The 20,335-nt window shown below is 37.0% G+C and carries 14 protein-coding genes; 8 read left to right on the plus strand and 6 right to left on the minus strand.

Annotated features, from left to right (window positions below):
• Positions 1-687 (minus strand): (d)CMP kinase, encoded by a 687-nt coding sequence (gene cmk / locus QM491_RS24035; protein WP_283330098.1) that lies wholly within the window; start codon positions 685-687, stop codon positions 1-3.
• A gap of 112 nt (positions 688-799) precedes the next feature.
• Between cmk and ade the strand changes: the two genes are divergently transcribed.
• The 3 genes from ade (at position 800) to QM491_RS24050 (ending at position 7,670) form a co-directional block, all read left to right on the plus strand.
• Positions 800-2,446: an adenine deaminase gene (gene ade, locus QM491_RS24040; protein WP_283330099.1), complete on the plus strand. Its 1,647-nt coding sequence runs from the start codon at positions 800-802 to the stop codon at positions 2,444-2,446.
• 477 nt (positions 2,447-2,923) lie between these two features.
• Positions 2,924-6,169, plus strand: coding sequence for a SusC/RagA family TonB-linked outer membrane protein (locus tag QM491_RS24045; RefSeq protein ID WP_283330100.1), 3,246 nt, complete (start codon positions 2,924-2,926; stop codon positions 6,167-6,169).
• Between the two features lie 61 nt (positions 6,170-6,230).
• Positions 6,231-7,670, plus strand: a complete 1,440-nt coding sequence (locus QM491_RS24050) for a SusD/RagB family nutrient-binding outer membrane lipoprotein (protein WP_283330101.1) — start codon at positions 6,231-6,233, stop codon at positions 7,668-7,670.
• 290 nt (positions 7,671-7,960) lie between these two features.
• On the opposite strand, the gene QM491_RS24055 is transcribed toward QM491_RS24050, so the two are convergent.
• From QM491_RS24055 to QM491_RS24065, 3 genes are all read right to left on the minus strand, one after another.
• The gene (locus QM491_RS24055) at positions 7,961-8,686 is read right to left on the minus strand and encodes an alpha/beta fold hydrolase (protein ID WP_283330102.1); all 726 of its coding nucleotides are present in this window, start codon (positions 8,684-8,686) and stop codon (positions 7,961-7,963) included.
• Between the two features lie 236 nt (positions 8,687-8,922).
• On the minus strand, positions 8,923-10,182 hold the full coding sequence (gene clpX, locus QM491_RS24060; RefSeq protein WP_283330103.1) for an ATP-dependent Clp protease ATP-binding subunit ClpX: 1,260 nt from the start codon (positions 10,180-10,182) through the stop codon (positions 8,923-8,925).
• Positions 10,183-10,439: 257 nt separating this feature from the next.
• Positions 10,440-11,141 carry an ATP-dependent Clp protease proteolytic subunit gene (locus tag QM491_RS24065; protein WP_283330105.1) on the minus strand — a complete coding sequence of 234 codons (702 nt, stop codon included), beginning with the start codon at positions 11,139-11,141 and terminating at the stop codon, positions 10,440-10,442.
• A gap of 375 nt (positions 11,142-11,516) precedes the next feature.
• On the opposite strand from QM491_RS24065, the gene QM491_RS24070 reads away from it, so the two are divergent.
• Positions 11,517-11,894: a helix-turn-helix transcriptional regulator gene (locus QM491_RS24070; protein ID WP_283330106.1), complete on the plus strand. Its 378-nt coding sequence runs from the start codon at positions 11,517-11,519 to the stop codon at positions 11,892-11,894.
• 153 nt (positions 11,895-12,047) lie between these two features.
• Here the strand turns inward: QM491_RS24070 and QM491_RS24075 are convergent, their stop codons facing one another.
• The gene (locus QM491_RS24075) at positions 12,048-12,647 is read right to left on the minus strand and encodes a peptidylprolyl isomerase (protein ID WP_283330107.1); all 600 of its coding nucleotides are present in this window, start codon (positions 12,645-12,647) and stop codon (positions 12,048-12,050) included.
• A 393-nt stretch (positions 12,648-13,040) separates the two neighbouring features.
• Between QM491_RS24075 and QM491_RS24080 the strand changes: the two genes are divergently transcribed.
• The 4 genes from QM491_RS24080 (at position 13,041) to nhaA (ending at position 18,279) form a co-directional block, all read left to right on the plus strand.
• Positions 13,041-14,258, plus strand: coding sequence for a cation:proton antiporter domain-containing protein (locus QM491_RS24080; protein ID WP_283330108.1), 1,218 nt, complete (start codon positions 13,041-13,043; stop codon positions 14,256-14,258).
• Between the two features lie 167 nt (positions 14,259-14,425).
• On the plus strand, positions 14,426-15,103 hold the full coding sequence (locus QM491_RS24085) for a response regulator (RefSeq protein WP_283330109.1): 678 nt from the start codon (positions 14,426-14,428) through the stop codon (positions 15,101-15,103).
• A gap of 1 nt (position 15,104) precedes the next feature.
• On the plus strand, positions 15,105-16,481 hold the full coding sequence (locus tag QM491_RS24090; RefSeq protein ID WP_283330110.1) for a HAMP domain-containing sensor histidine kinase: 1,377 nt from the start codon (positions 15,105-15,107) through the stop codon (positions 16,479-16,481).
• Between the two features lie 574 nt (positions 16,482-17,055).
• Positions 17,056-18,279, plus strand: coding sequence for a Na+/H+ antiporter NhaA (gene nhaA / locus QM491_RS24095; protein ID WP_283330111.1), 1,224 nt, complete (start codon positions 17,056-17,058; stop codon positions 18,277-18,279).
• Positions 18,280-18,669: 390 nt separating this feature from the next.
• On the opposite strand, the gene QM491_RS24100 is transcribed toward nhaA, so the two are convergent.
• Positions 18,670-19,896 carry an MFS transporter gene (locus QM491_RS24100; RefSeq protein ID WP_283330112.1) on the minus strand — a complete coding sequence of 409 codons (1,227 nt, stop codon included), beginning with the start codon at positions 19,894-19,896 and terminating at the stop codon, positions 18,670-18,672.
• Positions 19,897-20,335 lie beyond the last annotated feature (439 nt).

The raw sequence follows: 20,335 nt of genomic DNA on the forward strand, positions 1-20,335 counted from the left end.
TTAATCTAACAATGCCACTCTTGCATCGTGCAACTGAATCACAAAATCCACTTGCTCTTCTAAAGTCATAAAGGAGGTATCCATCAAAATAGCATCCTCAGCTTGTACTAAAGGGCCTTCTTCACGTGTAGAGTCGATAATGTCTCTTTTTTTAAGATTTTCTAAAATCTCTTCAAGGTCAATCATTTCTCCTTTTTGCAAAAGCTCTAATTGGCGTCTTTCGGCACGAATCACAGGGTCGGCAGTCATAAACACTTTTACTTCGGCATCAGGAAATACCTTTGTCCCGATATCACGACCATCCATTACTACGCCACGGCTTTTACCCATTTTCTGTTGCTGAGCTACCATGGCTTTACGTACTATAGTAATAGCGCTTACTTCACTTACCATTTGTGAAATATACATTTTACGAATTTCGTCTTCAACATTCAATCCATTTAAGTACACATCGCTGGCGCCACGATGTTCGTTGAACTGAAATGTAATATGAATATCGCTAAGTGCCTTCTCGATTTCCTTAGGATTGGTAAGGCTAATATGATGCTCATAGAAGTACAAACTAACCGCACGATACATCGCACCGGTGTCAATAAAAGCGTATCCTAATTGAGCAGCCACACGCTTTGCGGTGGTACTTTTTCCACAACTTGAATAGCCGTCGAGAGCAATAATGATTTTCTTCATTGAATAGATATTTTGTACAAAGATAAGTAACTTGAACCAGAGTTGTGAGAATCTCCAAAGTTGATTAAACTCATTTACTCTATAAACATCTGAATATCAAAATTATAGTCTTATGCAGATTCAAGCAAACCTCATCAACATACTTGATAGAAATATTTCGTACTGTCAAATTACAATTGAAGGCGGTCATATCAAAGAAATCATTGAATTAGCTTCAAAAGCTCATCCTAATACGCCATATATTATCCCTGGTTTTATCGATGCACACGTGCATATCGAAAGCTCCATGCTTACGCCTGTACAGTTTGCTAGACTTGCGGTTGTTCATGGCACTGTTTCTACAATATCCGACCCGCACGAAATTGGCAATGTATTGGGTGTTAAAGGCGTAGAATACATGATTGAAAATGCCCGTCAAGTACCATTTAAGTTTTGTTTTGGTGCGCCATCATGCGTACCAGCTACCACTTTTGAAACTGCGGGAGCAACTATTACACCCGAAGACATTACTTATTTGTTTGATAATTATCCTGAAGTTGGATATTTGGCCGAAGTCATGAATTTTCCGGGTGTACTACACGGCGACCCTGATATGTTGTCTAAAATTAGTTTGGCACAACGATACAACAAACCTGTTGATGGTCATGCTCCTGGCTTAAGAGGAGAAGCAGCCAAACGCTATATAGAAGCAGGTTGTCAAACAGATCACGAATGCTTTACAGCCGAAGAAGCGCTCGATAAGCTCAAATATGGCATGAAGATTCTTGTTCGTGAAGGATCTGCGGCAAAGAATTTTGATGCTTTGATTGGATTATTACCAGAGCACTACCACAATATGATGTTTTGTTCTGATGATAAACATCCTGACAATTTGGTAGAAGGGCATATCAATGAGCTAGTGAAACGAGCACTTGCACTATACCCAGATTCATTGTTTGAGATTTTACAAGTGGCTTGCATCAATCCAGCATTACATTATCAACTGCCTGTAGGTTTGTTGCGAGCAAATGATCCTGCCGATTTTGTATTGATAGACAATCCTGATGACTTTAACATTTTGGCAACATATCTGAATGGAGAAAAAATTGCAGAAAATGGCGTATCCTTTATTCCAAATCTTGACAGTGAACTACAAAATCAATTCAACTGTACATTGAAAACTTCGGAAGATTTCAGAATAAATGCGCAAAATCCTGATAATGCTATGATTAAAGTCATAGAAGTACTGGACGGTCAATTGATAACTTTGAAGTCAGAACACCAAGCGAAGGTCGTAAATGGTGAGATTGTTTCGGATGTTGAGCGTGATATTTTGAAAATTGCGGTAGTAAATCGCTATAAAGATACCTCTCCTGCTATTGGTTTTATAAAAAATTTCGGATTAAAATCAGGTGCTATTGCCTCTTCTGTAGCCCACGATTCACATAATATTGTGGTAGTTGGTGTCGACGAAAAAGCAATATCTGACGCTGTAAACCTAATTATTGAGGTACAAGGTGGGGTGTCGGCAGTATCGGGCAATGGACAAAATAAAATACTTCCATTACCCATTGCCGGACTTATGTCAGGAGAAAATGGCTATGATATAGCAAATAATTATTCGGAAATTGATAAATTTGCAAAAGAATTAGGAACCACATTGAAATCACCCTTTATGAGTCTTTCATTTATGGCTCTCCTAGTTATTCCAAATTTAAAGCTTTCAGACCTTGGCCTTTTTGATGGCGAGCGATTTGAGTTAACATCTTTGGAAGAATAACTTCATCGAAACAAAACTAAAAGAAACTATAGCATTTTCGGATAACCTACATTATTTGAAAATGCTAGATTAACTAAATAGTATATTATTTTGAAAAATTTTACACTAGAGTCAATCAAACTAAAAGTGGACACAACGTCTTCTTTGACTAAAAAATCTCATGGAATAGGGTTTGACTTCAGCCCTGATGTAATTCCGTACAGCAAATTTCCTAACGCTTTTCAGGATTTATCGCACCACTAGCGTCATACCTAGCTGATTTTGTTGCTAGTAATTAACTATTTATTTCCTCTTATCTGCAAGTTGAGCTTGAGCTCTAACTTTACCGCTCTTATATAAATTATTAATAAAATGAATAATCTTCACTATTTGCCTGTGGTATGATAGTGATAATTATATGCTTGAACCACTATTCACGCCTTTTCAAGAAAGCGTGTATATAAAAAGTTTTTACCAACAATTTAACCAATAATCATTATGAGAAAACTCTTACTGCTAACCGCTTTGCTATTGTTGGCTCAGTTAGGTAGCACATTTGCTCAAGACAGGCAAATTACAGGGAAGGTAACCTCATCCGAAGACGGTTCTCCTATCCCAGGCGTAAGTATTTCAGTGAAGGGTACTTCAAAAGGTACTACTTCTACTACAGATGGTACTTATCGTATCTCTGTGGGTAGTGGCACAACCCTGATTTTTTCTTCAGTTGGATTCAACGCACAAACTTTGGCTGTTGGTTCTCAATCTGTCATTGATGTAAAGCTAGTTCCTAGTACTTCCACTCTTTCAGAGGTTGTTGTAACAGCCCTTGGTGTATCTCGTGACAAAAAATCTTTGGGTTATGCAACTCAAGAAGTTAAAGGCGACCAAGTAAGTACTGCCAAGGAAAGTAACTTCATCAACTCATTGTCTGGTAAAGTATCAGGGGTTGAAATCAAACGTAACAACAACATGGGTGCATCGACAAACATCGTTGTTCGTGGTTTCAAATCATTGACTGGTAACAACCAAGCCTTGTTCGTTGTGGATGGTGTACCTATCGATAACTCAAACACTACTAGCTCTTCGACAGCTCAAGGTGGTGGTGGTTATGACTACGGTAACGCTGCTTCAGATATTAACCCAGACGACATCGAGTCGATCAACGTATTGAAAGGTGCTGCTGCAACTGCCCTTTATGGCTCAAGAGCTGCCAATGGTGTTGTAATGGTTACGACTAAAAAAGGTAAGAAAAACCAAGGATTAGGAGTAAACGTGAGCATGGGATATTCTGTAGGGTCTATCGACAAATCTACTTTCCCTAAATACCAATCTAGCTACGGTGGTGGTTATGGTAACTACTATGAAGATCCTAGTGCTAAATTCTTGTACAGAGATATCAACGGTGATGGAATAGACGATCTTGTTGTTCCTATGTCAGAAGATGCTTCTTGGGGTGCTAAATTTGACCCTAACAAACAAGTGTATGACTGGCGTTCATTTGACCCATCGTCACCACAATATGGTAAAACTAGCGCATGGGTAGCTGCTCAAAACAGCCCTGCTAAATTCTTCAACGACGCAAAAACATTCAACGGAACTATCTCTTTGGATGGTGGTAGCGAAAACGGTTCTTACCGTGTATCATATACTCGTTTTGACCAAACTGGTATTCTTCCAAACTCTAGCATTCAGAAAAATAACTTCTCGTTTGCTGGTAGCCACGATTTCAGCAAAAAGTTTACAATTACGACAAATATCAACTTTGCTCGTCAAGATGCAAAAGGTCGTTATAGCAATGGTTATTCAGACAACATCATGTCTAGCTTCCGTCAATGGTATCAAACAAACGTTGATATCTTAGATTTGAAATCAGCTTTTGATAGAACTGGACAAAACATTACTTGGAACTGGACTGACCCTAGTGACATTAAGCCTATCTTCTGGGATAACCCTTACTGGCAACGTGCTAATAACTACGAAACAGACTGGAGAAACCGTGTTTTTGGTAACGTAACAGCTACTTACAAAATCACAAATGATATTGATGTACTAGGTCGTATCTCAATGGATACTTATACAGAACAACAAGAGGAACGCGTAGCAGTTGGTTCTATTAACAACAACGGTACTGCTAAATACTCTCGTTATGATCGTACCTTCAGAGAGATGAACTATGACTTCTTTGCAAACTATCACAAAGATTTGTCAGAGAAATTCAACTTGAAAGGTATGATTGGTGCCAACGTTCGTAAAACTGAAGTTAGCACAATGTATGCAACTACAGTAGGTGGTTTGGTTGTACCAGGAATCTATTCTTTAGCAAACTCTGCATCAGCTGCTAGTGCACCAACAGAAAACGTAAGTGCTATTTACCAAGAGGGTGTTTTTGCTAGTGGATCTTTGGGCTACAACAATGAATTGTTCTTAGACCTTACAGCTCGTCGTGATGTTTCTTCATCTTTGCCTGTATCAAACAACACTTATTTCTATCCATCTGCTTCTTTGAGCTATATTTTCTCTAACAAATTAGGAGAAAGCTGGCCTGCATTGAGCTTTGGTAAAGTTCGTGTAAACTATGCTGAAGTAGGTAACACTGCTCCTGCATTGAGTTTGTTGAATACCTACGTAAAACCAACCAACTTGAACGGTGATACAAGAGACTCATTCGGTGGACAAACATTATTCGTAACGGGTTCTGTATTGAACAACCCTAACTTGAAGCCAGAACGTACAAAAAGTGCTGAAATTGGTTTAGAAATGAAGTTCTTGAAAAATAGATTAGGATTTGATGTTACAGCATATCGTACATTGTCAGTGGATCAAATCATGCCTGTTTCTATCTCAAAAGCTACTGGTTATGACAAAAAATACGTAAATGCTGGTACTATCGAAAACAAAGGTATCGAATTGTCGGCGTTTGTTGTACCAGTTCAAACTGGCGATTTCTCATGGAGATTGAATGCTAACTTTACTTTGAACCGCAACAAAGTGGTTGAATTGTATGATGGCGTAAGCAACTTGCAGTTAGGTTCTTTCCAAGGTGGTGTTACATTGAACGCTACTGTGGGCGAGCCTTATGGTGTATTGAAAGGAACTAACTTTGTTTACTTAAACGGACAAAAAGTAGTTGCTACAACTGGTTACTATGCACAATCTGATGCAACTAGCGTAATTGGTAACATCACTCCAGACTGGAAAATGGGTATTACTAATACCTTCAATTACAAGGCACTTTCTTTCAGTTTCTTGATTGATATTCAAAAAGGTGGTAGCGTATTCTCTCTTGACCAATACTATGGTTTAGCTACAGGTTTGTATGCTGAAACAGACGTATTGAACGACAAAGGAGTATCTGTACGTGCTTCAAACAATGATGGTGGTGGCTGGATATATCCAGGTGTGAAAGCTGATGGTACTGCAAACACTATCCGTGTAAGTGGCGAAAACTACGGTATCTTTGGTTATAGAAGAAACCCTGCTGGTGCTTTCGTTTATGATGCTAGCTACGTTAAATTGAGAGAGGTAACTGTTTCTTATAAATTACCTGCAAATCTATTCGGCGGAAGCAACTTCATTAAAGGTGCTACATTGTCTGCAGTAGGTCGTAACCTTTGGATTATCCACAAAAACTTGCCTTATGCTGACCCAGAAGATGGGTTGACATCAGGTAACCTTTCTGGTTTCCAATCAGGTGTATATCCTTCAGTAAGAGAAATCGGAGCAAGCCTTAAATTCTCGTTCTAATCAAAACCTTTACAACTTATTGATTTAAGGTTTTTATCAAACGAAAAACGATATTATTCCAATGAAAAAAATTGTAACATTCCTATCTATAGCACTGTTGTCGATGTCTTGTGAGAGCAATCTCGAAGATTTGAATACCGACAAAAAACACCCAAGTTCGGGTTCTGTGCCATCTGCTACCGTATTTGCCGCAGCAGAAACAAACCTTTTTGACCAAATGGTGAACACAAACGTGAACCGTAACGTGTTCCGTTTGTTTGCTCAGCAATGGACTGAAACTACTTATACAGACGAAAGTAACTACGATATTGCTACTCGTAAAATTCCTGATGCTGTATGGTTGCGTTTCTACTTCAACATCTTGAACAACTTGAAAGAGACTAAAGCGTTAGTTACTGCTGAAACTCCAATTGGTGCCCAACAAACTATCGAAAAGGCAAACAAGTTGGCTCTTATTGAATTATTGAACATCTATTCTTACCAAAAATTGGTAGATACATTTGGAGATGTTCCTTATTCTCAATCTTTAGATCCTCAAAATGTTAACCCTAAATACGACGACGCAAAAACAATCTATGCTGACTTAGCGAAGCGTTTGGATGCTGTTATTGCGGGTATCAATACTTCTGCTGGTTCTTTTGGTGCTGCTGACTTAGTATATGGTGGCAACATGACCAAATGGTTGAAGTTTGCTTATGGCTTAAAAGTGAAAATGGGTTTGACTTTAGCTGACGTTGATGCTACTACATCAAAAACAATGGTTGAATCAGCTGTAAAAGGTGTATTTACTTCAAACAGTGATAACACTGCGTTAAAGTATTATGCTTCAGTACCAAATACAAACCCTATCTGGGTTGACTTGATTCAGAGTGGTCGTAAGGATTATGTGCCTGCTAATACAGTAGTTGACTTGATGAATAATTTGTCGGATCCACGTCGTGCTGTTTTCTTCGGTCAATTAGATGGCAAATATGTGGGTGGTCCGTATGCTGCTGGTGGTAACTATACCAACTTCTCAGCTATTGGCGAAAAATTCCAACAGCCAGACTTAGAAGGTTTGATTATGGACTATGCAGAGATTTCATTCGACCTTGCTGAAGCAGCGGCTCGTGGTTATAATGTAGGTGGTACTGCCGAACAATTCTATAACCAAGGTATCAAAGCTTCGATGAGCTATTGGGGTATGAGCGATGCGGCTATTACAGAGTATCTTGCAAAAAGTACAGTAGCTTATGCTACTGCAACTGGTACTTACAAGCAAAAAATTGCTACTCAAAAGTACATTGCATTATATAACCGTGGTTTTGAATCTTGGACAGAATGGAGACGTTTGGATTATCCAATCTTCAATGTGCCTGCTAACAAAACTTATGCTGATATTCCAACTCGTTTTACGTATCCTGTAGGAGAACAAACTCTGAACAACGTAAACTGGAAAGCTGCTTCAACGGCTATCGGTTCTGATAAAATCAATACAAAACTTTTCTGGGATAAATTCTAATTCCTGAAAAGTACAGTAATAAAAAAGCTGGCTCGAAAGAGTCAGCTTTTTTTTATTGAGTATTTGGCTATTTGCTTTCAGCCATGAGCAAAATATTTGAGATATTCAATTTTTGTTGGCGTTTAAGAATAACAATACTGTTTAAACTTTTTCATCACGGGTGAATAAATTCACCCCCTAAGTGGAATCACTGCTTAAGAAATAGTCATATTGTTACTTTTAAAGTAAAATTCGTGTTAAGCTTCAACAGAAGTAACTTTCCCATAACATATATACTTGTAACATATCACTTACTTCAATAAAAATTTCTTGATAAATCTTACACATTCCTCTGGTTCTTCGTACATCCCCATGTGCCCAACAGTATCAAGTACCAATGAACTAGTATTACCAGCCAAAGACAATTGTTCAAGCGCATCTTCCACTGGAATACTTTTATCTTTTTTGCCGATAATCATCATAATAGGGTATTTAGCATTAGCCAATACTTCTCTACGGTCTGGTCGAATACGCATAGCATCCATAGCCACCATCAATGCTTCTACTGGCAACTGAGACGAATAATTGATATGTTTCTGAACAACTTCTGGGTTTTGAGCATTAAACTCTTCGCTATAAAGATTTGGTGTAAAGTTTTTGATAAAAACCTCGGTACCATGTGTTTTCAAGAAATCAACATTTTTCAAACGTAGCGCTTTTCGTTCTTCAGAATCTCCATAAGCTGTAGAATGAAATAACCCCAAACCTGAAATCATATCGGGGTACTTCTTAGCAAATGCCAATGCAACATACCCTCCCATCGAGTGCCCAATCAGGGTACATTGATTCACGCCTGCCTCTTGTAACTGTTGTGCTACAAAATCGGCATAATCATCCATTGTTTTCAAGGTAGTTTCCTTGGCATAATCTGGCGTAAATACCAATAAACTCTTTTGTAAGTAAGGTACTATTCCCAACCATACAGTCGAGTCCTCACCAAACCCATGTAATAATACTACTATTTTTTTCTGTATCATGTCCGTTATGTTTTGAGAATAATTGAATGACTATTAGCTATTGGGGATTTCTGATTTTGGAAATACCTTCATTCTTTAATTGTTTATAAAATAGGATTTGTAATCCGAAATCGAAAAAAAGACTATGAATTTAAAAATACTCAATCCCAAAACCTTTTACCCAAAGTCCGAAAGCTAATATTACTATATAACAAAAAATCCCCAAACAATGTGTTCGGGGATTCGCAATTTATTTTTTATGCAACTTTCTTCATTCTATGCAAAGCCGTTTTTTCAAACTTCGATCTAGCATATTCAAGCGTCACATTAAATTCTTTTATTTCATCTTGCGAAGGCAACTCAAACATGGCGTCGGTGATAATTGCTTCACAAATGGAGCGTAACCCACGAGCACCCAATTTGAATTCCATTGCTTGTTCAACAATATACTGCAAAGCATCGTCGTCAAAATGAATATCTATATCTTCCATTTTGAAGAGCTTTTCGTATTGCTTCGTAATTGCATTTTTGGGCTCTTTCAAAATCGAAAGTAGTGTTTCTGCATCCAGAGGATTCAAAGAAGTGAGTACTGGTAAACGTCCCAGCAATTCGGGAATCAAACCAAATGATTTCAAATCTTGAGAAGAAACATAACGTAATAAATTCTGTTCGTCAAACTCATCTACAAAGTTAGCTCCTTTTTTGAAGCCTACTGGCTGAGTATTCAGACGATTAGCAATGTGACGTTGAATACCATCAAAAGCACCACCACAGATAAATAAGATATTTTCGGTGTTTACCGCTATCATTTTTTGCTCTGGGTGCTTACGACCTCCTTGTGGCGGACAGTTTACGACAGCACCTTCCAACAATTTCAATAACGCTTGTTGTACACCTTCACCCGATACATCACGTGTAATTGATGGATTGTCAGATTTACGTGCAATTTTATCTATTTCATCAATAAAGACAATTCCCATTTCGGCTTTGGCAACGTCATAGTCAGCTGCTTGCAACAAACGAGTCAAGATACTTTCTACGTCTTCGCCCACATAACCTGCCTCAGTAATCACAGTGGCATCGGCAATACAGAATGGAACTTGAAGCATTTTGGCAATCGTGCGAGCCAAATACGTTTTACCTGTTCCTGTTTCGCCCACCATGATAATATTAGATTTCTCAATCTGTACATCATCATCAGTTTTAGGCTGCATCAATCTTTTGTAGTGGTTATAAACAGCAACACAAAGGTGTTTTTTTGCTTCATCTTGTCCAATTACATATTGGTCAAGATACTTTTTCATCTCTATTGGCTTTACCAATTCGAAGCGAGCGCCACCTTTCTTTTTATCACCCTTAAAGCTGCGTGACGAAGGACTTGCTTCTTGCTGAACTACCTGATAAGCCTGAGTGACACATTCACTACATACATGACCCTCCATACCTTGTAATAGCAATGGCACATCTTTTTGGCCACGACCACATAGCGTACAATGAGGCTGTTGTTGTTGTTTCATTCTATGTAAAAAATAAGAGAGTTGTGTAATTGTTACGATATCTCAACTCTTGTAAAATACAATTTGAAAAAGAAGGGTTCCCGCAATGGCAGTTGTTTCAACATACTTCAGGCAACTGTTTGGTACAACCATTCACAAAAGTACTGAATTTATACTAAAAATGCTTACCCCTATCGTAAAGGAGTAAGCATTTATATGGTGATTTGTGGGAATAACAGAATTTCTGTAAATCACTCAGCACTTCAAGTTTTCGAAGATTAACGAGTTAAAATCTCATCAATCAAACCATATTCCTTAGCTTCTTCTGAACGCATCCAGTAGTCACGGTCAGAATCACGTTCGATTTCTTCGAATGATTTTCCTGAGTGTTGTGCCAAAATTTCGTACAATTCCTTACGGATTTTCACGATTTCACGAGCAGTGATTTCAATATCACGAGACTGACCTTGCGCTCCACCCGATGGTTGGTGAATCATGATACGTGCATGAGGAAGAGCCGAACGCTTGCCTGCTGCACCACCAGCCAACAATACTGCACCCATAGACGCAGCCAATGATGTACAAATCGTAGCTACTTCTGGACGGATATACTGCATGGTATCATAAATACCCAAACCAGCATATACCGACCCACCAGGACTATTGATATACATCATAATGTCTTTACGAGCGTCTGTCGACTCCATAAACAACATTTGTGCTACAATGATATTGGCCATATAATCATCTACTGGCACGCCCATAAAAATAATACGGTCCATAATCAAACGTGAGAATACGTCGATTTGAGCAAAACGCATTGGGCGCTCTTCAATGATATATTGAGTCATGTCTTCAATAAATGGACGGCTCTGCCCACCTATCTGATTCATGTACTGATCTACTGCCAAGCCATTCAAACCTCTGTGATGAACAGCATATTTTCTGAATTCTTCTGAACTTAAATCTTTGTGAAACATAATTTTATAACCGTTATTTTAAACTGTAAACTTCAAAATCTGTAAAATGGTTCGAGGCAAATCGTCGTTGAACTTTCAAGTCATCTTACAGTGTTTTGCAACTAAGAGGTAGTTCTTTTAAACAAAGATGCAAAATCTATGAAAAAAACCTAATCAGATTTTCAGATAAATTCTCGGAAAATACGATTTTTCACTATGATTTTTATTACTCTGCAAAAAGTTTTAAAAATACTTTCTTGTAAATCAAAGGATTATATAATTTAAACCTTCTAACTGTGCAGTAGATAACAGACATGATATTTTTTGACAAAATTTAACTGAGCTACCAACTATAATCTCTTGGTTAAGGATATTCAACTCAACCTAACAATGTATATGAAACAACAAGATTCTATTCCTGATAAAATCAGAAAAGCTCGTGTACTCAAAGGGCTTTCCCAAGAAAATGTAGCCGATATGTTGGGAATTTCAACTACGGCTTATGGCGATATTGAGCGTGGTAAAACGGAACTTAGTATCAAACGTGCTCAAGATTTATCTAAAGTACTAGATATTCCTGTACTTTGGGAAGAAAACGAATTGAGCGTATCTCCACAAATAGACACTTTGTTAGAAGAAAACAAATATCTAAAATCCGAAAATCTCCGCTTGGAAATAGAACTCAAATTTTGGAAAGAAAAATTTGAGCAGCAACTATATTTAGAAGCTTATCGTATTCTTCAGCAAAAACAACGAGAGCCCATTGGCTTTTAAACCAATTAGAACTTTGATGAAGCGTATATGATAGGCTATTTATCAAACATGAGTCATCCCAAATTTAGTGATTTTGTGAATGAGTGATTCTTTTTAAGAAGAAATTCGCTATTCTCTAAATTTGGGAAAAATTGTGTCTATTTGCTCCTATACCTAATCTAAAATACGAATAGAAAATTTTACAGGATCCACAGGTTTTTCGTTGAAAGCTCTTGCTTCCTTGATTTTATCGACCACTTCCATTCCTTCTGTTACCTCTCCTACTACGGTGTAAATTCCGTCAAATTTGCGAGCCTCCTCCGCATTGGTAATAATAAAAAATTCACTGGGAGACGTATTACCCTCGGGATTCATGCTGGGGTCATATTGTGCCATGGCAACTGCTCCACGCTTGTGTCTAAACTTGGAGGTATCTACTTCAGTTGGCAAATCATAGTCGAGGCGATACATCCATTCGGCACCTCCTTGAATAGCTGTTGCATAGACAATTCGATAAAAGAACAAATCGGTATAGTAACCACCTTTTACCAGACGAACAAAATTGGCTCGGTGTAACGGTGTGCCTTCGTATAGTTGTATCGTGAAGTTTCCTAAACGTGTAGTTACTTGTAGCTTTGTTTCAGGATTTTGTTTACCATACTCTTCTAAGGTTGGGCGTACTTCTTTATCAAATAAACGCATATCTTTTCGGCAAGCACTTACACAAGCAAGAAGTCCTAACAAAATCCCATACTGATACAGTTTTTTTTTCATTATGCTACGATTTAATAAGGCTTAGTCATTCAAAAGCCACTATTTAAACTTTCAAGATACCAAATTTACCAATCTTTGTGTATGTCTTTTATAAAGATTTAATAAATTTATAGGAACCCATTTACCTAAGCCTCTCTAAGTAATTTCTAATTTTTTCTTAACGATTTTTAAAACAAATGTGGACTTCTTGCATGCTATGAAGCATTTAGATATTCTTAAACCAAAACTTAAGGAAGTATTTGCTTGTTTTTACACAATAGATTCTAAGTAACAGGAAAGGTTAAGTTAATCGTATATCTGTGGGTATTCGTATGATTATAAGTACCTGCAAATAATGAATATACTAGTAACCTCTAATTACCACTTCACTTCACTATTAACCATCTTACATTTATGAATACGTATGAAATTGTTTTATTGCTTTCGGGCGGTGTAATTATATCGTATATTTTTAATCTTATAGCCAAGAAATTTGCGATTCCGTCGGTGTTATTACTTCTAGGAACGGGTATTCTGGTCGGGCAGTTTTTTGGACAAAACTTATTGCCAACTACGTTTGTCAACAAGACGGTTGAAATTTTGGGCGTAGTGGGGTTAATTATGATTATTTTGGAGGCGAGTCTTGACTTGGAACTTAGTCGGGATAAATCCAAAATGATTGCCCAAGCATTTTTTGCTGCCTTACTTATATTGCTGGCATCCTCTTTTTCTATTGCTTTGATTATACAGCAAGCAACGGGCGAAACATTTCGTAACTGCCTAGTTTATGCCACACCCATGTCGATTATAAGTAGCGCAATTGTGATTCCGAGTGTCGAAAACTTACTTCCACATAAACGAGAATTCATTATTTACGAAGCATCTTTTTCGGATATTTTAGGGATTTTATTTTTCAATTATCTCATTGCCGAAGAAGGTATCTCATTAGAATCGGGTATCATGTATGGGTTCAATATTGTTTGGTCGTTGCTGCTTTCAGTGGTAGTTGCACTTGGATTAATTTATCTTTTGTCTAGGATTACCTTGCATCTGAAATATTTTCTTTTGTTTGCTGTATTATTAGTACTGTATGCGGCGGGTAAATTATTGCATTTACCTTCTTTGTTGATTATCTTATTTTTTGGATTATTTATCAATAACCGAAAAATCATTCGTCCCAAAATCATTGTAGAAGGAGTACCTCAACACATGTTTGATGAAGTAGAAAATAACCTCAAATCAATTACTGCCGAAACAGCATTTTTGATTAGAACTTTCTTTTTTATACTCTTTGGGTACTCAATGAATGTTAGTATTTTTAGTCAAGAAGAAGTTTGGGTAACAGGGTCAATGGTGGTATTAGCTTTACTTGTGATTCGATTTATTTTTCTTCGATTTATTCAATCTCAAAAAAACACCATGCCAGAGTTATTACTTATGCCAAGGGGCTTGATTACTATATTGTTATTTTATAGTATTCCACAGCAGTTCAAGCTCAATACATTTAACAATGGTATTTTATTTTTTGTCATTCTGATTACCAGTGTATTAATGATGTTTGGAATTATGACTGCTGAGAAAAAAGGGAATTCGAGCAGTTTCAATGATGAAGCCATTGGTGAAATTGTATAATTTTACCAGTATCAGGCATTATGCTTTATGCCATAGGCTAAAAGTTGAAAAGTGTTTCTTATGAAAGAATGGTCACATTCTGCCTATTGCATAAAGCGTAATAATGCAAAATAAGATTGCATTATTACTTAACTTCTTTTACTTAGTATCAATCAAATTTTAAAACTATGAGAATTTTAGTTGTTGAAGACGAACCAAAAACCTTACATGCTATTCAACAAGGTCTTGAAGAAAACCTTTATGAGGTAGACATTGCTTATGATGGACTCATTGCCAGACAGTTGGCTATGCGTAATAATTATTCATTGATTATTACTGATATTATTATGCCTGGACTTAACGGCTTTGTACTGTCACGCGAACTTCGCGAATCAGGAATTCAAACACCAATTTTGATGCTAACTGCGCTTGGTGAAACAGAAGATAAAGTAAATGGTTTTGACTCAGGGGCAGACCAATATCTGGTTAAACCTTTTCAATTTGTTGAACTACTAGCACGTGTCCGCTCACTCACAAAAAGAGGGTCAAGTACTCTAATGACTCATCAAACACTTAAATTTGAGGGACTAGAAATGAATCTTGATACCAAAGTTGTAACTAGAGATGAGCAAATAATTGAACTTACTGCAAGAGAATTCACTTTATTGGAATATATGATGCGCAATCAGGGCAGAGTACTATCAAAAGTACAATTAGCCGAAAATGTTTGGGATATTGGCTTTGATACAGGCACTAATTTTGTGGAAGTTTATATTAATTATTTACGTAAAAAAATCGATAAAAACTTTGATACAAAGCTTATTCACACCGTATTTGGAATGGGTTATGTACTGAAGAAAGAATAATATGCAAATAAGGGTTAGTCTTACCATAAGATTTATTTTTATCGTTTCAACAATACTCCTAGCGGTGTTGTTGTCGATATACCTTTATACGCAATATTACCTGAGCGAAAGTTTTTATCGCCGACTTTCCAACCGTACCGAAACTACGGCTGAACTCTATTTTGTGGTAGACGATGTTGATTCTACCCTTTTGAGAACCATTACCGACCGTAACAAAAACGTTCTTCACAGCGAGAATATCACGATTTATAACCAAAACAAAAAAAAGGTCTTTACCACCAACGATCGCAAAGGGCTACCTCTTACAGAAGACTTGATGACTAAGATTCAGTTGGAAAAAAAGTATCGTTTTAAAGATGGTAAATATCACGGGGTAGGTTTATACTATGCGCAAACACCTGAACCTTATTTTATTGTAGCAAGTGCAGTTGATGATTATGGGAGAGCGTTTTTGGCACAAATGAGGCTCATCATGGTCTTATTATTTTTGATTGTTATTCTTTGGGTTTCGGCAGCAGGGTGGTATTATGCAGGCAAGGCTATTGCTCCGATTGACGATATGGGTCAAAAACTCAATAGTATTGTTCCCAAAAATATGCACCTACGGCTTACCCAACAAGATAACCAAGATGAAATTGACACCCTAACACATACCATCAACCAACTGCTTGACCGTGTTGAGGATACCTTTAAGCTTCAAAGGATGTTTGTTTCGAATGTTTCACACGAGCTTCGGAACCCTTTGACCAAAATGTCTTCGCAATTAGAAGTTAGTCTCATCAAAACTCGTACGCCCCAAGAATATCAAAAAACAATGTATTCGGTTCTGGACGATATTCAAGAGCTCATTGCCCTCACCCAAAATTTGCTAAAACTGACCAAGGTTGACGGTGCTAAGCAAGATTTGCTTGTTGACAAAGTTCGTGTTGATGAACTTTTATGGGAAGTTCGTGGGCTTTTGACCAAAAGTAATGCTTTATATCAAATAGATATTCTTTTTGATGAGCTCCCTGAAGATCCTGATGGGCTTTGTATGTTGGGTAACTCAGCCTTATTAAAAACGGCAATTGTTAACTTAGCAGAAAATGCTTGCAAATTTTCATTTGATAAAAAAGCCATTATCCGCCTACGCTGCCTTGCTGATGAAATTCAAATAGCCATTGAAGACAAAGGAATTGGCATTCAAGAGTCTGACTTATCTTATATCTTCCAACCATTTTACCGAAGTAGCCAAACTGCCGACATCAAAGGCTATGGTATTGGGCTTTCGTTGGTAGAACGCATTGCTCGTATGCACGGTGGCACCGTCGATGTCAAGTCTTCGCCTAATATTGGCACTACTTTTACCCTCATTTTGCCAAGTAATATCACATTCTAAGCATTTTCTAATATCTGTCTAAGAAAGTTTTAACTTTATAGTTACAACTTTGTAGCGGAAAGAGAAATATATGTTGAAGTTTAACGAAGTTGTGGGGCAGGCAGATATGAGGCATTAGCTTACTGACTGGCTCTCGTCTGATATCTCAGTTGCCCCCTTACTTCTTTGTTAAGCTTTTTTTGTGCTTTCTTATCAACAAACATGCTATTGATTTTGTGTCGCCTATGCAATGACTCTACCTATTTGTCTTATTAGGAAATTCTCCTAAAATCAATTTACTAAATTTATTGACTTATGGAAGTAACTGTGAAGAGAACGAAAATTTCTCGCTTAAACTATATTAAGTTGATTTTAAAAAAGGTAAGTTTTTCGCCTCTATTATTTAAAAAAGAATTACAGAAAGGTTTACAAGAATGTACAACCGAGCAATTAGTAATTTTGAAGAGATGGTGTTTAAAACACTTTGCATCACTCTATTCTCATATAATTTTACAAGTATTCAGGTCTGTTGAGACACGATTACTTTTGAGCTAGTAATCTTTAAGGGCATGTTTTAGTTGCTTGCCAAATATAAATGAAAAAGCGTATCCACAAAGTTTTAGTTGAGCCTATCAAGGAGGTGTCGAGCCCTATTGTTGAGATAGAGCAGACAGGTCAACTAAGTGGATTCTTACTACTCAACGCCTTGTTTTTGACTCTTTTATTTGCAAATATTCCTCTTAGTGGGACAGCCTACATTCAGTTCTGGTCATCACCATTAATACCAGAATTGGGAGGTATTTCCTCACTAGATATTATCAATAAAGGATTAATGACATTGTTTATGTTAGAGATTGGTCTCGATTTGAAAAAAGAGTTTGTTTATGGTGAATTACAAACTTATAGACGTGCCAATTTGCCATTAATAGCAGCTATCGGAGGACTTATTGTTCCGATTGTTATTTTTTGTTTTTTTAATCAAAAACAAAGTAACTATGCTGGTTGGATTATACCCACTACTACAGACATTGCATTTTCATTAGGCATATTAAAACTATTGGGAAATAAAGTACCCAATTTTATTAAGGTTTTTTTTATTGCTCTTGTTATTATAGACGATTTATTAGCTATTTCATTATTAGTCGTATTTTATTTACCAACCGTTGCAAGCCTAAAAATCGTTCTCACCTTACTAAGTGTGCTGACATTATTTGGATTAAGATATTTTAAACCCACTCACATTATTCCTTACTTTTTGATAGGAGTATTTGTTTGGTGGAATATGGTACAAGCAGGATTACCACCTGCTTTATCAGGAATCTTTACAGCCCTTTCTATCCCTATTAATCGAATAGAAGAGCTAAAAAGATGGCTTTACATGCCTGTAAACTATCTGATAGTTCCGCTATTTGTATTTGCCAATGTAGCAGTTATTATCAATGTTGAAAGCTTAGAATTCTTACAGGAATCTCATGTAACAGGTGTTTTGATTGGGCTGCTACTAGGTAAACCTGTTGGGATTATGATTGCTACATGGCTTGCTGTTCGTTTGAATATAGCACAGCTTCCTCCCAACATTAATTGGATACATATTTTAGGAATGGGAATATTGGCAGGCACAGGTGTAACCATGGCAATCTTTATGACAGAGCATTCTTACCTTCATTCACAGGTAAAAGATTTTATCAAAATTGGGGTCATTATAGCATCACTTACCTCAGGTATTTTGAGCACTTTGATTTTTATTAAAACCAGTAGTATTACGAACTTATTTCATTGGTCTTTACCAAGATTTTTTACTAAAAATGTGAGGAGCTAATGCCATTATTATCTAAAGTAATGATAATAAATTCACTAGCAAGAAGACATTATTTGATTATTTATTACCGTTTCGGGTTTGGCTTACTTCTAAACTAGGCATAAAACAAACTACTCTTAAATATTGCGATTGTTAGCACAGATAACCCCACCGATATGATATTGGTGGGGTTTCTTTTTAGGGAATTATAGTTCGCTAATTATATAGATTTTTTCAAAATACCCTTCCAGCTACTTCAAGAAAACGCTCAGTCAAGCAAAAGAAAAGCCTACATAAAATGTAAGCTGTATCTTTCGTGTAATCAAAATATTCTATTTTATCTTTACCATAAACACCAATGCCGTAAGCAGACATCTACTTACGGCATTGGTGTTTATGATAATATTACTCTTAATGTGCTTTTGCTCCTGATGGAGTTTGTTTGCGCATAATAAAATACAATACGGCAAAAGCGATAATCAAAATGAATGGGAATACCGCCATATTGTCCAAAGTTGCTTGTCCAGCAGCTAAATCAAGCTCTTGACCCGTCAAACCTTTGGCAGCAGCAGCAGCTTTTTCGTCATCCAACCATTTACCAATGATTGGTTGGAAAATTGAGGTAGAGAACATACCCATACCACCAATAATTGACATACCAAAAGCACCAGTACGAGGTAGATATTCAGCTACAAAACCAATCATAGTTGGCCAGAAATAACATACACCAATCGCAAAGATTACAGCCGATACATATACCATTGCACCCTCAGCTTGGCTCATCAAAACTACACCAATAGTAGCAAAAATAGCCGAACCTAACAATACGCCCGTTGGGTTTAGGTTGTGTACAATTGGACCAGCAAAATAGCGACCTACTGCCATCAAACCAGTTACCAAAGCCAAAATCAACATTGGACTTGCTCCTGCATGACCCAATACTGGACCAATCCATTGCTCAGGACCAAACTCTGAAATAGCTGTCAAAGCCATACATGCCAACATGAATAAGTACAATGGCGAAAGCATCGCTTTGAAGTTTTGACCTGTAGAAGCAGCACCCTCGTCTTGGCTTTCAGGAAATGCTTGTCCCAAAATCAAAGCAGCATAAGTTACAGCAGGAATCAAAATAATACCAATTTGCAACTGCCAGCCCATACCAGCCGAAGTCATAAATTCAGAAATCAAACTCGCAATAACGATACCTCCAGGGAACCACATGTGGAAACGGTTCAACATTTTGGTTTTTTGATTGCCTTCGTACATATCAGAAATCATTGGGTTACAGGCAGCCTCAACGGTTCCATTACCAAACCCAACAAAGAAAGTCGAAATCAACAATGTCCAGAAACCACTTGCGAAAATGGTCATCACTAACCCTAACACGTGCGTAGCAAAAGCCACCCACATAATTTTTTTAGGACCTAATACATTGTAAAGTGGGCCACCGATAATCATTGCAATCGGAAAACCTAAGAAAGCCATTTGGTTTACATAACCTAAGTGTTCGGCATCGAGCTTAAAAGTATCACCTAACTGTGTGAGTACACCCGCACGGATACCAAATGCCATTGAAGTAGTGATTAGTGCAAAGCAACTCGCCAAAAACAATCGATTATTATTAACTGTTTGGGACATAATTGATTAAAGGGTTTAAGATTAATAAAAGGGACAGTGTTCTTATTTTAATATAATTTGGACTAAAAAAAATCCATGCCAAAAAAACAAAAAGATTTCCGTATTTACTAAATGCCTTTGTAATAATTTTAATTAAAATTTGCAATCAAACGGTATAGAGCGGGCTAAATGTAGTATTTTCAGGTGTTTTTTTAGAATACTTTTTTAAACAGTATATTTTAGTGTTACTCCTTAAACCATTTCATGATTACGCTTCAGGCAATAAACTATACTTATTAGAAGCAAATATTTATATTTTTTTGCCAGAAACACATTTTAACATTGAAGTCATCTTGACTTTTTAATTTTCTTAATTGCCATGATAATGAATGCTATAAAGTTAAACCCCATCCAACTTGAAATCGTTGTGTCGAAGCGATTTAACAAAGATCTATAACTA

The sequence above is a fragment of the Flectobacillus longus genome (assembly GCF_030056705.1).
Taxonomy (GTDB): domain Bacteria; phylum Bacteroidota; class Bacteroidia; order Cytophagales; family Spirosomataceae; genus Flectobacillus; species Flectobacillus longus.

Coding starts and splice junctions, on each gene's coding strand:
- QM491_RS24065 (WP_283330105.1), bottom strand. CDS start 11,141: ATGTTTCACAAAGATTTAAGTTCAGAAGAATTCAGAAAATATGCTGTT.
- nhaA (WP_283330111.1), top strand. CDS start 17,056: ATGAAAAAGCGTATCCACAAAGTTTTAGTTGAGCCTATCAAGGAGGTG.
- QM491_RS24090 (WP_283330110.1), top strand. CDS start 15,105: ATGCAAATAAGGGTTAGTCTTACCATAAGATTTATTTTTATCGTTTCA.
- clpX (WP_283330103.1), bottom strand. CDS start 10,182: ATGAAACAACAACAACAGCCTCATTGTACGCTATGTGGTCGTGGCCAA.
- QM491_RS24080 (WP_283330108.1), top strand. CDS start 13,041: ATGAATACGTATGAAATTGTTTTATTGCTTTCGGGCGGTGTAATTATA.
- QM491_RS24050 (WP_283330101.1), top strand. CDS start 6,231: ATGAAAAAAATTGTAACATTCCTATCTATAGCACTGTTGTCGATGTCT.
- QM491_RS24100 (WP_283330112.1), bottom strand. CDS start 19,896: ATGTCCCAAACAGTTAATAATAATCGATTGTTTTTGGCGAGTTGCTTT.
- QM491_RS24075 (WP_283330107.1), bottom strand. CDS start 12,647: ATGAAAAAAAAACTGTATCAGTATGGGATTTTGTTAGGACTTCTTGCT.
- QM491_RS24070 (WP_283330106.1), top strand. CDS start 11,517: ATGAAACAACAAGATTCTATTCCTGATAAAATCAGAAAAGCTCGTGTA.
- ade (WP_283330099.1), top strand. CDS start 800: ATGCAGATTCAAGCAAACCTCATCAACATACTTGATAGAAATATTTCG.
- QM491_RS24085 (WP_283330109.1), top strand. CDS start 14,426: ATGAGAATTTTAGTTGTTGAAGACGAACCAAAAACCTTACATGCTATT.
- QM491_RS24045 (WP_283330100.1), top strand. CDS start 2,924: ATGAGAAAACTCTTACTGCTAACCGCTTTGCTATTGTTGGCTCAGTTA.
- cmk (WP_283330098.1), bottom strand. CDS start 687: ATGAAGAAAATCATTATTGCTCTCGACGGCTATTCAAGTTGTGGAAAA.
- QM491_RS24055 (WP_283330102.1), bottom strand. CDS start 8,686: ATGATACAGAAAAAAATAGTAGTATTATTACATGGGTTTGGTGAGGAC.